At 67.5% G+C, this 15648-nt stretch carries 14 protein-coding genes; 8 read left to right on the plus strand and 6 right to left on the minus strand.

Annotated features, from left to right (window positions below):
• Positions 1-45 precede the first annotated feature (45 nt).
• Both ACGFW6_RS19675 and ACGFW6_RS19680 read right to left on the minus strand, forming a co-directional pair.
• Entirely contained in the window at positions 46-1002 is a 957-nt protein-coding gene (locus ACGFW6_RS19675; protein ID WP_393511054.1) for a tyrosine-type recombinase/integrase, read from the minus strand.
• Complete coding sequence (locus ACGFW6_RS19680; protein WP_393511057.1) at positions 1002-1400, minus strand: hypothetical protein; 399 nt, start codon at positions 1398-1400, stop codon at positions 1002-1004. The genes ACGFW6_RS19675 and ACGFW6_RS19680 overlap by 1 nt, the downstream gene beginning before the upstream one ends.
• Before the next feature lie 984 nt (positions 1401-2384).
• Here ACGFW6_RS19680 and ACGFW6_RS19685 point away from each other — a divergent pair.
• Positions 2385-3371, plus strand: coding sequence for a hypothetical protein (locus ACGFW6_RS19685; RefSeq protein ID WP_393511060.1), 987 nt, complete (start codon positions 2385-2387; stop codon positions 3369-3371).
• A complete protein-coding gene (locus ACGFW6_RS19690) occupies positions 3362-3781 on the plus strand; it encodes a pilin (RefSeq protein ID WP_393511063.1) in 420 nt (139 codons plus the stop codon). Before ACGFW6_RS19685 ends, ACGFW6_RS19690 begins: the two co-directional genes overlap by 10 nt.
• 776 nt (positions 3782-4557) lie before the next feature.
• On the opposite strand, the gene ACGFW6_RS19695 is transcribed toward ACGFW6_RS19690, so the two are convergent.
• Positions 4558-4980 carry a hypothetical protein gene (locus ACGFW6_RS19695; protein WP_393511066.1) on the minus strand — a complete coding sequence of 141 codons (423 nt, stop codon included), beginning with the start codon at positions 4978-4980 and terminating at the stop codon, positions 4558-4560.
• A gap of 739 nt (positions 4981-5719) precedes the next feature.
• On the opposite strand from ACGFW6_RS19695, the gene ACGFW6_RS19700 reads away from it, so the two are divergent.
• The 6 genes from ACGFW6_RS19700 (at position 5720) to ACGFW6_RS19725 (ending at position 14263) form a co-directional block, all read left to right on the plus strand.
• Positions 5720-6829 carry a PrgI family protein gene (locus ACGFW6_RS19700; protein ID WP_393511069.1) on the plus strand — a complete coding sequence of 370 codons (1110 nt, stop codon included), beginning with the start codon at positions 5720-5722 and terminating at the stop codon, positions 6827-6829.
• An 86-nt stretch (positions 6830-6915) separates the two neighbouring features.
• Positions 6916-8733: a VirB4 family type IV secretion system protein gene (locus ACGFW6_RS19705; RefSeq protein WP_393511072.1), complete on the plus strand. Its 1818-nt coding sequence runs from the start codon at positions 6916-6918 to the stop codon at positions 8731-8733.
• Positions 8734-8815: 82 nt separating this feature from the next.
• Positions 8816-9661 (plus strand): hypothetical protein, encoded by an 846-nt coding sequence (locus ACGFW6_RS19710; RefSeq protein ID WP_393511075.1) that lies wholly within the window; start codon positions 8816-8818, stop codon positions 9659-9661.
• Positions 9662-9695: 34 nt separating this feature from the next.
• Positions 9696-12197: a type IV secretory system conjugative DNA transfer family protein gene (locus ACGFW6_RS19715; protein WP_393511078.1), complete on the plus strand. Its 2502-nt coding sequence runs from the start codon at positions 9696-9698 to the stop codon at positions 12195-12197.
• 191 nt (positions 12198-12388) lie between these two features.
• Positions 12389-13300, plus strand: a complete 912-nt coding sequence (locus ACGFW6_RS19720; protein WP_393511081.1) for a replication-relaxation family protein — start codon at positions 12389-12391, stop codon at positions 13298-13300.
• A gap of 6 nt (positions 13301-13306) precedes the next feature.
• Positions 13307-14263: an NlpC/P60 family protein gene (locus ACGFW6_RS19725; protein WP_393511084.1), complete on the plus strand. Its 957-nt coding sequence runs from the start codon at positions 13307-13309 to the stop codon at positions 14261-14263.
• A 26-nt stretch (positions 14264-14289) separates the two neighbouring features.
• On the opposite strand, the gene ACGFW6_RS19730 is transcribed toward ACGFW6_RS19725, so the two are convergent.
• The 3 genes from ACGFW6_RS19730 to ACGFW6_RS19740 all read right to left on the minus strand — a co-directional run bounded on the left by ACGFW6_RS19730 (position 14290) and on the right by ACGFW6_RS19740 (position 15640).
• Positions 14290-14790 (minus strand): hypothetical protein, encoded by a 501-nt coding sequence (locus ACGFW6_RS19730; protein ID WP_393511087.1) that lies wholly within the window; start codon positions 14788-14790, stop codon positions 14290-14292.
• Between the two features lies 1 nt (position 14791).
• Positions 14792-15031 (minus strand): hypothetical protein, encoded by a 240-nt coding sequence (locus tag ACGFW6_RS19735; protein ID WP_393511090.1) that lies wholly within the window; start codon positions 15029-15031, stop codon positions 14792-14794.
• A gap of 162 nt (positions 15032-15193) precedes the next feature.
• Positions 15194-15640: a DUF4262 domain-containing protein gene (locus ACGFW6_RS19740; protein ID WP_393511093.1), complete on the minus strand. Its 447-nt coding sequence runs from the start codon at positions 15638-15640 to the stop codon at positions 15194-15196.
• Between the last annotated feature and the right edge of the window lie 8 nt (positions 15641-15648).

Raw genomic sequence — 15648 nt, forward strand, 5'->3', positions numbered from 1 at the left:
CGTCGCCGCGCTGCCTGCCCCGAAGCAGGCCGCTTGGGACGAGGTTCAGACATTTTCGCCGATGCCCATCCTGAGATGGGTTTCCCGGGCACGCTCGGCGGCCGCACTGGCGCCGTAGTGACGTGGCATATCGTCCGACGCCCAGCCAAGTAACAGCATGAGATCGCCGCTGTCGCCGCCGGCTCGTTTCCACTCATGAGCGAAGGTGTGCCGCCAGCGGTGGGCATGGACGTCGGCGACGCCTGCTGCACGGCCGCGTCGCTTCAGCATCAGCTTGATGCCGTTCGGTGCGAGCCCTCGGACGCCTCTCTCCGCCAGCCAGAGCTCCTGAAGTGCGGCGCCCTTGTGTTTCGCGCGTGCCCGCAAGTATCGACTCAGCGCTCGGCCTGTACGGGGGCCGAACCTCACCCGTCGGTCCTTTCCGCCCTTACCGTGGTAGCGGACGGAGTCCGTGGCCATGTCGATGTCGTCGAGCGTCAGGTTGCCGACTTCTGAGAGACGAGCGCCGGTGTTGTAGTAGAGCCTGATGATCGCCTCGTCGCGAAGCTGGGCAAAGCTCTTTCCTTTGCAGACGCCCAGGATGCGTGCCGTGTCCTGCTCCGGGAGGACCGGCACCAGCTTCTTGGCTGTCCTGGGCTGCTTGACCCGGTCCATCGGCGATCGGGCGATCTCCTCCTCGTCATCGCGCAGCCACCTGAAGAACTGCTGCAACGCTTTGTGTTTGTTCAGCGCCGTGGAAGCAGAGCGGGTCTTCACCATCCATGCCTGGAAGGACTCGACATGAGCCCGCGCCACCTCGGTCGGATCCAGCGCCGCATCTCCTGCGTCGATCTCGTCAGGATCCTCTCCCAAGTAGTGCGCCAACTGGGAAGCGGCCAGGAGGTAGTTGTAACGGGTGGTCTCCGGATAGTTCCCCGCCCGCAACGAACGATCCCAGTCCAGCAGAAAGCCCGCCCAAGCTGTTGGCAAACCCGCAGTGAGTCGATCCAGGTAGCCGGCCATCACGCTGCGCTCCGCTGCCGTGCATCCCGATTGTCGTGGCCGAAGTCCAGCTCACCCGATGGGTTGCATTGCGAAATCGAGGTGGGAGCAGAACCAGGCAATGGTGTCGCGGCAGGGAGAGGGACCACTCGGGCTGCCTCCGCCAGGCCGTAGAAAACAAACACATCGTGGACGACGTCAGCGCCGCCCTGGAGAAGTACCTGGACCAGCACGACGCGGTCGAGCAGGACCATGCTGCCGCTCCGGTCGACATGGGCCAGAAGACCGAGCGGATCCATCAACCTGCCGCGCTTGCAGTCACGGTGCGTGATGAGGGTGATGGCGCCGGTCGGCTTCAGCAGACGACCGCACGGGACGTCCGGAGCCCAGTCCAAATGCTGCGGGTCGACGGGAATCATGACCGCGTCATAGTGATCCGCGCCGACTGCGATCGATCCGCTACGACGCCAAATCGCCCTGCAGTACGTCGGGGCTGCGGGGACCGACTCGGTTGAGAGTCGGTCCCCCGACTCTGGCCGGGGCCGCAAGGCATCCTCGGTACGGCAGATCCCAGTGCCAGGATCGACTACAGCGACGTCCGCGGTGCAGCCGGGTCGGCTTACTGCCCCTACCGCCTTGATGAGCGCGAGAAGTAGTCCACCCGCGGTCCGAGAGCGCGAATCGTCTTGATCACCCGTCAGTGCACGGTAGTCGGCGGGTGGGGCCATGAGCATCAGCCAGTGTCCAGGCCAGGTGCGCGTGACCACGACAAAGACAAAGGTGTCGCCAGGAGGGTTGAAGTGCTGGGCAAACGGCCAGACGGAGTTCGGGCGCTGGCCTCGTTGGAGTCGGCGTGTACGTGCTCGGCTGCATTCGAGAAGATGACGCGGCTGTTGCTCGGCAAGTGACATACAAGCGCGGTGCACAAACCGCCGGCGAAGTTGTATCTCCATGTCCGGCTCCTCTATAGCGGGGTCCCAGCAGTGCGTGGTCACCACACGAGGCCGTGGATCGAGGCCTTTTTGGACACCACGCCTCAAGGTCTCGAAATCTTCCTCGACGGTCCCCTCATGACAAATCCTAAAAGGCACGATTCTGTTCTCCAGCCTGCCGCCTAGAACCGGAGTGGTGCGTAGAAGCCAGCACGTATGGGAACATCGGGACGGCATGTGACACGCAGGTCAGAGGCCCTTAAGGGGCTACTACGTCCCTACTAAAGGACCACGCTCCCACTCCAATCGGAGCGCCTAGCACCCCCGCTCAACCTGAGTGTTCTTTAGGCGCGTCTTAGTGAAAAGGTAATTCCTACACGGAGATCCCCATTTCAGCCTGTTGTCCTTTTCTTGTCGGCCGAGTGCCTTCCTTGAAGCGTCATTTCTTCGCTTCGTGAAGGGGCTATGGACATGCCCGACAAGCAGCACGGCCGCTACGCCTGCTCGGCCAGCCAACCACTGCCGTTGGACACCGCACGGGAGTGCTTCGCGCTGCTGGTAACCGGCCCGCAGCCGCTCTCCGTGGACGGCCGGAAGTACGCGGGGCTACCCAATCGACGCATCCCACTGGATGAGTTGCGGGACAGGATGATGCGGCGCCGTTGCCCGCGTCGCACACGGGACGAGGTCTGGGCACACCTGGTGCGGCAGTCCCGCGAGCACGGCGCGCCGTGGACACTCGCGTGCGCTGGAATGGCGCTACCGGCGCTGGCCGGGGTGGCTCGTTGGTTGGCGGCCCGGTTCCCGGGTGATGCGTTTGACCTGCATTCCGAAGTGCTCTCGGGGTTCCTCGGCGCCCTCACGAAGATCGATGTGGACCGGCCGCGGATTCTGGTTCGGCTGCGATGGGCGGCCTATCGCGCGGGATTCGCGGCGCTGTCCGAGTCGCTGGACGCACCCATGCCCGTGGCCGGCGAGTTCCGATCGACTCCGCCGAAGCCGCCATGGGGCCACCCGGACTTGGTATTGGCGCGAGCGGTCCGGCAGTCGGTCCTGACCCGGACCGAGGCCAATCTCATCGGTGAGACCCGACTGGAGGAGGTCTCCATCCCGGTCTGGGCCGACCGCCACCAGATGACTACCGGGGCGACCTACAAGGCACGCCGACGCGCCGAGCGGCGCCTGGTGGCCTTCCTGCGCGAGCAGGCCGCCACGACCGACCCCGACGACCCCGTCGCCTCGAACGTCGCCGCCGGGCTGGCCCCTGCCCCGTCCACTCGCTCGACACGACCGTCACGCCGCGTCACCACCGAGAGGCATGACGATGCGGCGCGGCCCCGTGCGAAATCTGACGCGGCAATGTCCAAACGAGCAGCCGAATCGCGCCTTCTCGCATGCAGGGGATCCACACCCGCCCCTGCGTCCCGTTCGTCTTCGGAGGTGCCCCGATGCGCCTGACCCCGCTGGTCCGTCGCCGCGCCCGTACCCCTACGGATGCCAGCGGCCGTCACGAGCACGAACCTCGCTGCGGCTGGATATGCCGGGCGCTACTGCTCGCCGGTCTGACCGTTCTGGTGCTCGCTGTCATCCTCACCTCGGCTCAAGCCGCCGAGTCCACCCAAGTCCTGGCCCTCGCGGAGTCGGTCAACGCCGTACTGAACAACATCCGCAACTGGATCACGGGCATTCTGGCTGGCCTCGCCACGGTGTTCCTGTCCATTGGCGGTGTCCGCTACGTCATGGCCGGGGGCGACCCGGGCGAGGTGGAGAAGGCCAAAACGGCCTTCAAGAGCGCCGGTTGGGGATACGCACTGGCGGCATTGGCCCCGCTGGTGGTCGAGATCCTCAAAGGGATCGTGGGGGCCTGATGTCCACCGTCCAAGCCAGCGCCGCGTTTTCCCATCGTCCCTACACCACTGGAAAGCCGCGGGCATCGGACTCACCTCGTGCTGTCGCCCGCGGCCGGAGGCGCCGTTGGTGCCGTAGCCTCCTGCTCGGCATGGTCGTCCTCGCGGTGCTGGCTTCGGTGGTCTCCGCCTACGCCGATCCGAGTCCAAGCCCCGGCCCGGCGCCAACCGCAACCACCCCCAGCCGTCCCACCCCTACGGCGTCAGCGCCTCCGTCGTCGTGCTCGGGGCCCGACTGCGTTCCCCAGCCCGGTACCACTACCACGGCCTCGCCAGTCCCGACGGCGGGAACCATGCCTCCTGCCCAGGTCCCCGAGGGCGACGGCACGGGCGGCGTGGCTGGTTGGATCGCCAAGGGCATCAGCAGTGCGATCACCGGCTTCTTCAAGTCGGTGATCAAGTTCGCGCTCAATCCCCTTCTGAACCTGATCAGCGACACGTTGTTGACCACACCCAGCCCCACGTCCATGCCGCGTGTCAGCGCGCTGTGGACCAACTCTTGGCAGATCGCTCTCGCCTGCTATGCCTTGCTGGTATCGATCGCCGGTGTCGTGGTGATGGGCCACGAAACAGTGCAGACCCGCTACTCGATCAAAGAGATCGCGCCGCGGATTCCCCTCGGCTTCCTTGCCGCCGCACTGTCTCTGTTTGTCGCAGGCAAGGCCGTTGACCTGGCCAACGCGCTCTCTCACGCTGCCACCGGTGGCGGAGTCAACGCGGATACCGCCGGACCCGCCCTACGCGACTTCGTGCTGAGTGCCTTCCGCTCCGACAGCGGCAACCTCTTCGCAATTCTGATGTGGGTCGTCGTCATCGTGGTCCTGGTGGGCCTGCTGCTCACGTACGTCGTCCGCGTGGCCCTGACGGTGATTCTGATCGTCGCCGCTCCTCTGGCTCTGATCTGCCACGCCCTGCCGCAGACGGATGGCATCGCTCGCTGGTGGTGGAAAGCCTTCGCCGGAGTGCTGGCCATCCAGGTCGCGCAGTCCCTGGCTCTGATCACCGGTATACGGGTGTTCTTGACTCCCGGCGGGTTCGGCTCCACCGGGCTGTTCGGGCTGACCGACGAGGGGCTGGCCAACGTGCTCATCACGCTGGCTTTGATGTACATCGTCTTCAAGATTCCGTTCTGGATCCTGGGATCGATCCGCTTCAGCCACGGCCGCTCCTTCGTAGGGAGCGTGGTCCGCGCATACGTGATGTACAAGACGCTCGGACTTCTGCGCGGCGGGCGTACAGCACGCGCGGTTACCCGCAGCGGCGGGGGCCGAACACCACCGCCATCCACCGGCACGGGCGGAGCATCGCGCTCACCCCGACCGTCCGGCTCTGGGCCGTCCTCAGGCAATCCCCCCGTCGTGGCGGCTCCGGTCCCTCTTCGGCCCCGGCCGGCCGACCCGGTGGCGGACGGCTGCAACCACCCGGGCAGCCGCACTTCCTCCAACCCGTTCCCTCAACCGACGCGACACTCCAGCCGATCGCTCCAGCGGCGGGCCCGCCACCGATGCCGGAATTCCGATCTCCCGGAGACCCGCCTTCGGCCAACGCTGTGTCACCACCGACGACGTCGCGGCCACGGCCGACGCGCCCGCCCGGCCAGCCGATCTTCCAAGGGCCAGAAGGCACTTGGCCCGCCCCGACTCGCAGAGCGGCCGGTAGGGCATCTGGTCCAGTCCCGTCGCGTTTCCAGGAACCCTCGCTGCAGCCGCGGATTCCGCCCCGCCGCGCCGCCACTCCCCCAGCCCCTGCCACGTTCCGACCACCAGTGCCCAGGCCCAGCCCCACTCGCCTGCCACACACCACCGCCCCGCCGACACCGGGCAACTTCCGCTCATCACCGCCCCACACGTCCCCGACCAGGCGCCCCACAGGCGGCGCTCCTCCAGGAGGTGAGCCTTCATGACCCAGCCCGTGCGCATCCCCGCCGACGTCGACCGCGAGGACACCGTCCTGGCCAACTTGACCGCTCACCAACTGCTGATTCTCGCCGTCACGGGCATCGTGTTGTACGGATCCTGGACCCTCACCCGTACGTTCATCCCTGCGCCGATCTTTTTGATCCCCGCCCTCCCCCTCGCAGCGAGTGCGGTCCTCCTGGCCGTGGGCAAGCGCGACGGATTGCCGCTCGACCGGTTGGTTGTCGCCGCCCTACGCCAACGCATGATGCCCCGCGTCCAAGTGGCAGCACCGGAAGGCATTCACCCGGCGCCGCACTGGCTCACTCGCCAGCTGGACGAGTCGGAACTGCCGGTCGAGGGCGCTGCGTTGACTGCGGTGCAGTTGCCGGCCGAGGGCGTCAGCGAGACCGGCATGATCGATCTTGGCACTGACGGGGTCGCCATGGTGGCGGTGTGCAGCACCGTCAACTTCGCCCTGCGCACACCGGCCGAACAAGATTCGCTGGTGACCGCCTTTGGCCGGTACCTACACTCGCTCACGGCTCCTGTTCAGGTCCTCGTCCGTGCCGAACGACTCGACCTGTCCGCCCAGATCGACGAACTGCTGTGCTGTGCCCCGTCGTTGCCGCACGCCGCTCTGGAAACCGCTGCTCGCGAGCACGCCGACTACCTGACCCAACTCGGCCGTAGCACTGACCTCTTGTGCCGACAGGTCCTGCTCATCCTGCGTGAACCGCTCAGCAGTCGCCCCACAGCCGGCGCCCTCGGCAGCGGCACACCACTGGCCATCCTCACCCGCCCTGCGAAAGCCGCACCCGAGGACTCAGAGGAGGAGCCCGCCGCTCGGCGCGCTGCCGAAGCACGCCTGGTCCGTCGGCTCACCGAAGCAGTTGAACTGCTCGGACCAATCGGCGTCGTCGTCACGCCGCTGGACGCCGGTCAGGCGACAGCAGTGCTCGCCGCCGCCTGCAACCCCGACAGCCTCCTACCGCCCAGCTCCGCCATCGCCGGTGCCGAGGACGTCATCACCACCGCCGCGGTCGCGGAAGACGACTGGCCGAGTCCTCGGGAGACTCCCTCCGCTTGGAGCCCAGGGAGGGAATCACAGTGAGGCGCTCCCATGCACGCGTCGGCCGCCACGGACTTCGGTCTCCGAGCCGCGAGCATGCCGGAGCGTTCGTCCCGGATTCCCTGCGCGTGGCGCCCCGTCACCTGGAAGTCGGCGGCGAGCACGCGGCTTCGTTCGCAATCACCGGTTACCCGCGCGAAGTGCACCCGGGCTGGCTGCAGCCGCTGCTGACCTACCCAGGCCGGGTCGACGTCAGCATGCACATCGAGCCGATCGACCCGGTCACCGCAGCGAAGCGACTCAAGCGCCAGCTCGCCAAGCTCGAGTCCGGCCGGCGCCACACTCACGAGCACGGCCGTCTCATCGACCCTGAGGTCGAGGCGGCCACCGAGGACGCGTACGACCTCTCCGCCCGCGTCGCCCGGGGCGAGGGCAAGCTCTATCGACTCGGCCTGTATCTGACCGTCCACGCCACCAGCCGCGAGGAGTTGGCGGACGAGATCGCTGCCGTGCGGGCGCTGGCGGCCAGTCTGCTGTTGGACGCCAAGCCGACGACGTACCGCAGCCTCCAGGCCTGGGTCACCTGCCTGCCGATGGGCCTGGATCTGATCAAGATGCGCCGCACGTTCGACACCTCGGCGCTGTCCGCTGCGTTTCCGTTCACCAGTCCTGACCTGCCGCCGCCCGATCCCACCTCGGTCGCTGCCCCGTCCGGCGTGCTCTACGGCCACAACGTCGGCAGCCAAGGCCTCGTCCACTGGGACCGCTTCGCCCTGGACAACCACAACTCCGTCGTCCTGGGCCGCTCCGGAGCCGGCAAGTCCTACCTAGTCAAGCTGGAACTGCTGCGCTCGCTCTACCGCGGCATCGAGAACTACGTGATCGATCCCGAGGACGAGTACGCACGACTCGCAGGAGCGGTAGGCGGCACGTACGTCCATCTCGGCGCCGAAGACGTACGTCTCAACCCCTTCGACCTGCCCATCCACACCCGCCCGGACGGACGTCGCACCGCGTCCAAAGATGCGTTGGTCCGCCGCGCATTGTTCCTGCACACCGTCCTGGCCGTGCTGCTCGGCTCGGGGCTGACACCGACCGAGCGGGCGACGCTGGACCGGGCCATCACCTCGGCCTACCAGGGAGCGGGCATCACTGCCGACCCTCGGACCTGGACGCGGTCCGCGCCCTTGCTGGCCGACCTCGCCGCCACACTGCACCGCTCCAAGGACCGGACTGCAGCCGAGTTGGCAACCCGCCTACACCCGTTCACCCGTGGTGCCTTCTCGGGACTGTTCGACGGTCCTACAACGACCCGGCCGGAGGGCCATCTGGTCGTCTTCTCGCTGCGCGACCTGGCAGACGAACTCAAGGCGATCGGGACCCTGTTGACCCTGGATGCCGTCTGGCGTCAGGTGTCCAATCCGACCCTGCGCCGCCCCCGGCTGGTGACCGTGGACGAGGCGTGGCTGCTGATGAAGGAACCAGCCGGGGCGGATTTCCTGTTCCGGATGGCCAAGGCGTCCCGTAAGCACTGGGCCGGACTGACGGTAGCCACCCAGGACACGGCCGACGTCCTCGGATCCGACCTGAGCAAGGCGGTCGTGGCCAACGCCGCCACCCAGATCCTGCTGCGCCAGGCCCCGCAGGCCATCGACGAAATCGTGCGGACGTTCGATCTATCCGAGGGTGAGAGGCAGTTCCTGCTCACGGCCGACCGCGGTCAAGGGCTCCTCTCTGCCGGGACCCAGCGAGTCGCCTTCCAAGCGCTGGCTTCGCCGACCGAGCACTACCTGGTCACCACGAATCCGGCCGAGCTGGCTGCGTACGCGGACAGCGCCACAGCCACGAATTCAGAGGCGTCATTCCTCGACCTCGAGGTGACCGACGCCCAGATCGACGCGGAGGACGACACCCCCGGCTTCGAAGTCGATCTCGACGCCGACTGAACGGCTCATCGTCACCACTTGCCGACCGGCCCACATAACTGCCGTGCCGGTCCACCTGCCTTGACTCTCCCGAGAGGTCATCATGTCGCCTCACGCACAGGTGCCCACTCCTGCTCCCAAGCCGCCCGCGCGACTACTCACTCAGAATCGCGAGTTGCGCGCGATCGGCGTCTGGAACTGGACGCTGCCCGCATGGGCCGGCCGCTTTCCGGACGGCAAGACCTACAACACGTGTCCCTCAGCCGGGATTTGCCGCTACGTCTGCTACGCGCGACACGGCACCTACACCTGGCCCACCGTCCGAGCCAAGCACCACGCCAACCTCCGCTTCGTCCTCGACGACCTGCCCGGCTGGGAAAGCGCAATGGTCGCCGAACTCGGGCGCCGGAAGTTCCTCCGAACCTGGGTACGGATCCATGATTCGGGCGACTTCTTCTCCGACGCGTACCTGCTCGCATGGCTGCGGATCATGCGCGCACGGCCAGACACCAATTTCTACGCCTACACGAAGGAAGTGGCCCGGTTCAGGGCCCTGGTGGAGCCGGACCCACCGGACAACTTCGCGTGGGTCTACAGCTACGGCGGAACCCAGGACGCCGCGCTCGACATCGACCGCGACCGTGTGGCGGACGTCTTCCCCGACGAGGACGCCATTGCCACAGCCGGCTGGCACTCGCAGGAGGCCAGCGACCTGCTCGCGGTTCTCGGCCCACGCCTCGTCGGCATCCCCGCCAACCGCATCCCGCACTTCCTCAAACGGCTCGGCGGCCGCACGTTCCGTTCCTGGCAGGCCGAGGTCGACGCCGAACGCCGCATCAGGCGCGAGAAGCGTGGTCTGCGACTCGTCCATGGAATCGCCAGGGCCCAGTCTGCTCCGCCCGAGTCCGGCCAGGGCTCCAGCGCGGAGCGTCACAGACGAGCCGCCTGATCACTGCCCGCGCTCTCTCCCGGAGGCCCCTGTCATGAGAAACGGCCACATCCCGCTGCCCTCGCTCGCGGCAGTGGCCCCTAAGGACCCGGACTCTCTACTGGAGAAGTACCTGCGTGATCCCGGCGGCACCGTACGTGCAATCGTCGGCGACGCCGTCGGGTGGGTCAGCGTGTGGTGGCCCTTCGCGGGCGCTGCCCTGGTACTCGCCGCTGCCGGGATCGCCTGGGCACGCTGGTGGTGGCGACTCCGCTGCCGCCGGATCCTGAACGCCGACGCTCGGATCGTCGCCGTACTGCCACCGCCCAGCGCCGACCCGGCAGGCGCCGAAGCCCTGTGGGCGAACCTACTCGGACTACTGCGGCCCGCATGGCGCCGCCGCCTGCTCGGTCAGCCCCACTTGGCCTGGGAGTACGTCTTCGACCGCGAGTCAATCCGCATCCGCCTGTGGGTGCCGGGGGTCATCCCGCCGGGCTTGGTTGAGCGCGCGGTCGAGGCGGCGTGGCCCGGCGCCCGTACCCGTACCGCGCCCGCTCAGCCGCCGATCCGTGCGGCCTCACACGGCACGCAGATCGTCGGCGGCGAATTGCGCTTGGCTCGTCCGGAAGCCCTGCCCATCCGCACGGCCTTCCCCTCCGACCCCATCCGCGCCCTGCTCGGCGCACCGGTCGGCCTCGGCGCGAACGAGCAGGCGCTGGTCCAGGTCCTGGCTCGGCCCGTCACCGGACATCGGATCGCCAAGGCTCGCCGGGCTGCCCGGCGGGTGCGCGCCGGACATCCCGTTCGCCCCGTCAGTCGCTTGCTGGACCTGAGCACCCCGGGGTACCGCACTCCTCGCTCCCGTCGCACCGGCCCGGTGCAGGACCGCCAGACGGCCATCGAAACGTCGGCCGAGGACAAGGCGATTGTCGCCAAGCAACGCGGTGCCCCGTACGAAACCCGCATTCGCTATGCCGTTACCGCGACCGAACCAACCGGCACGGGTACAGCACGACAGGCTGCGGTGCGGGACCGTCTGCGTGGCCGGAGCCATGCCATCGCGAGCGCGTTCGCCACGTTCACGGAACACAACTACTACCGACGCGCCCGGCTGCGTCGTCCGCGGTCATATGTCAACGAACGGCGCCTGGACAAAGGTGACTTGCTCTGCATCCAGGAACTTGCCACGGTGGCCCATCTACCGTGGGACGAGGCCATTCCCGGTCTACAGCGCGCCGGCGCACGCGCCGTCCCGCCCGCACCCGGTATCGCCACCGGGGGTCCAGGCACCCGGCCCATCGGCGTCACCGACACCGGCCGCCCTCGCCAGGTGGGTCTTCGCGTGCCGGACGCCCGGCACCACGTGCACATCCTCGGTGCAACCGGCTCGGGCAAGTCCGAGCTGATGGCCCACATGATCCTGGCAGACGCCAACGCCGGCCGCGGCGTGGTGGTCATCGATCCCAAGGGCGACCTGATCACCGACCTCTTGATGCGGCTGCCGGAGGAGCTCGGGCACAAGGTGGTGCTCTTCGACGCCGACAGCAAGGCCCGCCCGCCCATCCTCAACCCTCTCGAAGGCGCCGACGTCGCGCGGACCGTCGACAATCTCGTGTCGATCTTCTCCCGCGTCTACGCCTCCTCCTGGGGCCCGCGCACCGACGACATCCTTCGCGCCGGTTTGCTCACCCTCCGCGCGCAGGGCGGCATGCCTGTGCTCACCGACTTGCCCAAACTACTGGCAGTTCCGGCTTTCCGACAGCGTGCCGTCAATCAGATCGACGACGACATCCTGCGGGACTTCTGGTCCTGGTACGACACCCTGTCCGGCCCGTTCCGTGCCCAGGTCACCGCACCCCTGATGAACAAGCTCCGCGGCGTCCTCCTGCGCCCATTCGTCCGTGCTGCCATCGCAGGTGGGGCGTCCACCGTCGACATGGACGCCGTACTGGACGGCGGAATCTGCCTGGTACGCATCGCCAAGGACGCCCTGGGCACAGAGACCGCTCACCTGATGGGCTCCATCGTGGTCGCCCGCACCTGGCAGGCCGCCACCCGACGCGCCCGCATCCCCCAAAGCCAGCGCCAGGACGCCGGACTATACGTGGACGAAGCGCACAACTTCCTCAACTTGCCCTACCCGCTTGAGGACATGCTCGCCGAAGCACGTGGTTATCGGCTGTCGATGACGCTGGCTCACCAGTACCTCCGGCAGCTTCCCAAGGAGTTGGAGGAGGGCATCAGCACCAACGCCCGCACCAAGATCTTCTTCAATGCCTCGCCGGAGGACGCTCGCCACCTCGCCCGGCACACCGAGCCGCGCCTGAACGCCCACGACCTATCCAACCTCGACGCCTTCCACGTGGTGGTGCGTCCGGTCCTGCGCGGCGCCGAAGCACCCGCCTTCACGGCGGTCACCGAACCGCTGCCGCCGCCGGTCCCAGGCCGTGCCCAACGGATCCGTGCCGCTGCCCGCAGAAGCGCCCGCCCGCGGCAGCCCTCCCCCACACGCAACGGCGCCGCCGGGCCGACCACGGACCCGCGCCGCCGCACATGAGAACCAAAGCCCCGGTTTCAAGCCCACCCTGCCCTGTCTGGAGGTGCACGGTCTTGATCACCAATCCCACACCGCAACGCTCTCTCCGCGGGCACCAGGCTCCACGCCCCAGCCAGCGCACCGCTTCCACCAGTGGCTACGTCGCCCGCCTCGCCGCACGACTCACCGAGCGGGACAGGTGGCTGGCCCGCATGCTCCACGAGCACCGGGTCCTGACGACACACCAGATCGCCGAAATGGCCTGGCCCTCGGTGCGCGCCGCCAACCTTCGGCTGCTGAGGCTGTACCAGTGGCGCGTGATCGACCGCTTCCAGCCTTTCGTGACATACGGAACCGCGCCCATGCACTATGTGCTGGACGTTGCCGGAGCTGCCCTGCTCGCCCGCGAGGACGGTCTCGAGCTTCGCGATCTGGAGTATCGCCACGACCGCGCCATCGGCATCGCCTACTCCCTGCACCTGGCCCACACGGTCGGCACCAACGGCTTCTTCAGCGCCCTCGTCGCACGATCCATCCATCCAGGCCCCTCCGGCCGACTCGTTGTGTGGTGGTCGGAGACACGCTGCGCCAAGCACTTCGGAGACATCGTCCGCCCGGACGCGTACGGCCTCTGGCACGCGAGCGGCTCCCCGCGCACCGCGCTCGAATGGTTCCTGGAGTTCGACTTCGGCACCGAGCGCCCGGACCGACTCGGCCGCAAACTCGCCGCGTACGCCAAGCTGGCCACGAGCACGGGCATCACCACTCCCGTCCTGGTCTGGGTCCCAACCACCCGTCGGGAAACCAGCGTTCGCCGCGCGCTCGCGAGCGCCCTCGCAAACCTTGACGACCCCTCGCTGGTTCCGGCGGCCACCTCCAGCGCGGACTTCACCGGCGGGCGGGACAACGACCCCACCGCAGCCCGCTGGCAGCCCCTGGACATCCGCCAGCCCTCCCTTCGCCGCCTTCGACTCGCCGAACTGTCCAACGTCTGGCCCTATTTGCCAGCGGTGGGCAGTTCACCAAGCGACCCTGCACTGGCCGGTGGGAGTGACCCCGCCCGTGGTCTTCATCCGCCCTCCCCTCTGCCTCCAAGGCCATCAGACCGCCGCCCATCACGGTGATCGACGATGCGAAAGATCACTGCTACGGCCCTCGGCCTGCTGGCACTGATTGCACTCCTCGGTGGAGCCGGCGCCAGCGGCCTCTTGTCCGCTTTTAGCAACACAACCCAGCCCAGCAAGGCAGCACTCACCGACGTCCCCGCCGGCTATCTCGCCCTGTACATGGACGCGGCAACAACATGCCCTGGCCTGGATTGGTCGGTCCTCGCAGCCATCGGCAAGACCGAATCGGATCATGGCCGCTCTGCTCTCCCCGGCGTCCACAGCGGCGCCAACTACGCCGGGGCCCGCGGCCCAATGCAGTTCATGTCGCCCACCTTCCAGAGCGTCGTCGCAAAGCATCCGCTGCCCGATGGTGGAGCAACTCCGCCTTCGCCGTACAACGCCCACGACGCGATCTACGCCGCCGCTGCGTACCTGTGCGACTCCGGCGCACAAGGCGGCAAGGACATTCCCCGCGCCATAAAGGCCTACAACCACGACGACTCGTACGTCTCCCACGTCCTCGCCCAGGCCGAGACCTACACCGGCGGCGCAGGCTTCGGCGCCGACACCGCTCCAACCGCCGCTGCGTTACAAGCGATCAACTACGCACAGGGGCAGCTCGGACTCCCATACGAGTGGGGCGGCAATGGCCCCGACAACGGCGAGGCGGGCTTCGACTGCTCCGGCCTCACCAAGGCCGCGTACGCCGCCGCCGGAATCACCCTGCCCCGTACGGCACAGGCACAGTTCGACACCGGCCCTCGTGTCGCTGCTGGCCAGCGACTCCACCCAGGAGATCTGGTCTTCTACGGCAGTCCTGGTGGCGGCATCCACCACGTCGGCCTCTACATCGGAGGCGGACAAATGATCGACGTGCCACGGCCGGGGACGGACATCAGGATCGAGCCGTACCGCTACCCAGGAGACGACTACGCAGGCGCTAGCAGGCCTCCTAGCGCCAATGCCCCCACAGCATGATGCGGTGCCCTGGCAGAGCAGGCCGCTCACGGTTCGGACGACTCGGCACCGTCCTGCATCAGGACGCGCAGCAAGGTCCAGCCCGGTGCCTTGTCCTCCGGCCGGACAGGGACAGTGAAGACTTCGGGATCGGCAAAGATCGGCCGGCCGTCGGGCCGACGGGTGTAGGGCACGAAGCCGTAGTCCACTCCGTCCTGGGAGTCGTAGCTCATCCACGCGATCACCTCGCGCTCGCCCTGACGCAATGGGTGATTGGACACCGCCCGGGCGTAGACGCCGTCTTCGGTGTCGACCCAGACCTGTGGGACGGCGAGGACAAAGCGAGCGGTGTGGTTTTCCCGAGCTGTCCCGGCCGCACGCAGTTCGAAGGCAACCGCGGTCGCTTCGTCGCGCAGATAGTCGTAGTCGGACAGGACGAGAGTGCGGTCGCCTTGCAGCGCCACCATTGCAGGGCAGTCGCGCGCGACGACGGCGCGCTCAAGCCGGCCGACGACGTCGAGCAGCAGCCTCTCGGTGTCTTGGTTCACCTCAGTGGTCGCTCCCCTGAGGAGGATCATCTCGCTGCTTGAAGTCGTGGTACTCGTCCATGATCTCCACGGACGCGCGGTTGGCGAGGTGGGACAGACGCAGCAAAGTGCGGCTGGTGTTGCTGTTCTGCCGACGCGCTTCCCTCGTCGGCTTCTCGATCACTTCCGTCCCGTCCAGCTCTTCGAGGGCCGCCGCCAGCTCCTGCACGGTGGCGCGTGCTTTGGCCAAGTCGATGTTCACGGTCCCTACCTCCAGGCTCCCCGGAAGTCTCTCGCATTCGGGAAGCTGGAGGTGCCTGGAGCTGGGGTGTCGGTGACCAGCCTTTCGCATCGGCCCAGTGGGCGGCCCTCTCCTGGAACGGAACCCGAGAGGGCCACACGGCTGTCAGTGCTGGTGTCCGGTTCAGAGGAGCGGCTGAACGAGCGTGGTGAGACGGCAGTCGGGATCGCCGGGGAACCTGTGGTGCAGGTCAGGCCACACGGCTTGGTAAACGGGCGGCGTGGCGCCGTACAGGGCGTTGATGATCCCGAATTCCTCGGGCCGACTGACGGATCGGAGGCGAAGCGCGTAGCCGTTGGAGAGAACGCCGTTGACCTCCATCCCGTCAACGGGCTTCAGACGGCGTTCGGCGAGCGCGGCGGCGAGGGAATGGAGCACGCTTGTCGACGTGTCTGCATCCAGTCCGGAGAGTGCGAGTTCGTAGTCATGGTCGGGACCGGTGTGCAGGCCGACCGTGTAGGCGAATGGCTGCCGCCTGGAGGCCACGTCACCACCGACGCACTGCACGGCATAGCCGTGTTCGGCGATGGTCGCCTGCACTCGGCGCAGGTAGGGATCGTTGCAAGTCATAGGCCTTC

Source organism: Streptomyces sp. Y7 (assembly GCF_043195415.1).
Lineage (GTDB): Bacteria > Actinomycetota > Actinomycetes > Streptomycetales > Streptomycetaceae > Streptomyces.

What these genes read in the sequence shown, in the direction of transcription:
- ACGFW6_RS19700 (WP_393511069.1), top strand. Translation starts at nt 5,720, where the DNA reads ATGACCCAGCCCGTGCGCATCCCCGCCGACGTCGACCGCGAGGACACC.
- ACGFW6_RS19725 (WP_393511084.1), top strand. Translation starts at nt 13,307, where the DNA reads ATGCGAAAGATCACTGCTACGGCCCTCGGCCTGCTGGCACTGATTGCA.
- ACGFW6_RS19690 (WP_393511063.1), top strand. Translation starts at nt 3,362, where the DNA reads ATGCGCCTGACCCCGCTGGTCCGTCGCCGCGCCCGTACCCCTACGGAT.
- ACGFW6_RS19740 (WP_393511093.1), bottom strand. Translation starts at nt 15,640, where the DNA reads ATGACTTGCAACGATCCCTACCTGCGCCGAGTGCAGGCGACCATCGCC.
- ACGFW6_RS19710 (WP_393511075.1), top strand. Translation starts at nt 8,816, where the DNA reads ATGTCGCCTCACGCACAGGTGCCCACTCCTGCTCCCAAGCCGCCCGCG.
- ACGFW6_RS19715 (WP_393511078.1), top strand. Translation starts at nt 9,696, where the DNA reads ATGAGAAACGGCCACATCCCGCTGCCCTCGCTCGCGGCAGTGGCCCCT.
- ACGFW6_RS19680 (WP_393511057.1), bottom strand. Translation starts at nt 1,400, where the DNA reads ATGATTCCCGTCGACCCGCAGCATTTGGACTGGGCTCCGGACGTCCCG.
- ACGFW6_RS19685 (WP_393511060.1), top strand. Translation starts at nt 2,385, where the DNA reads ATGCCCGACAAGCAGCACGGCCGCTACGCCTGCTCGGCCAGCCAACCA.
- ACGFW6_RS19675 (WP_393511054.1), bottom strand. Translation starts at nt 1,002, where the DNA reads ATGGCCGGCTACCTGGATCGACTCACTGCGGGTTTGCCAACAGCTTGG.
- ACGFW6_RS19720 (WP_393511081.1), top strand. Translation starts at nt 12,389, where the DNA reads ATGCTCCACGAGCACCGGGTCCTGACGACACACCAGATCGCCGAAATG.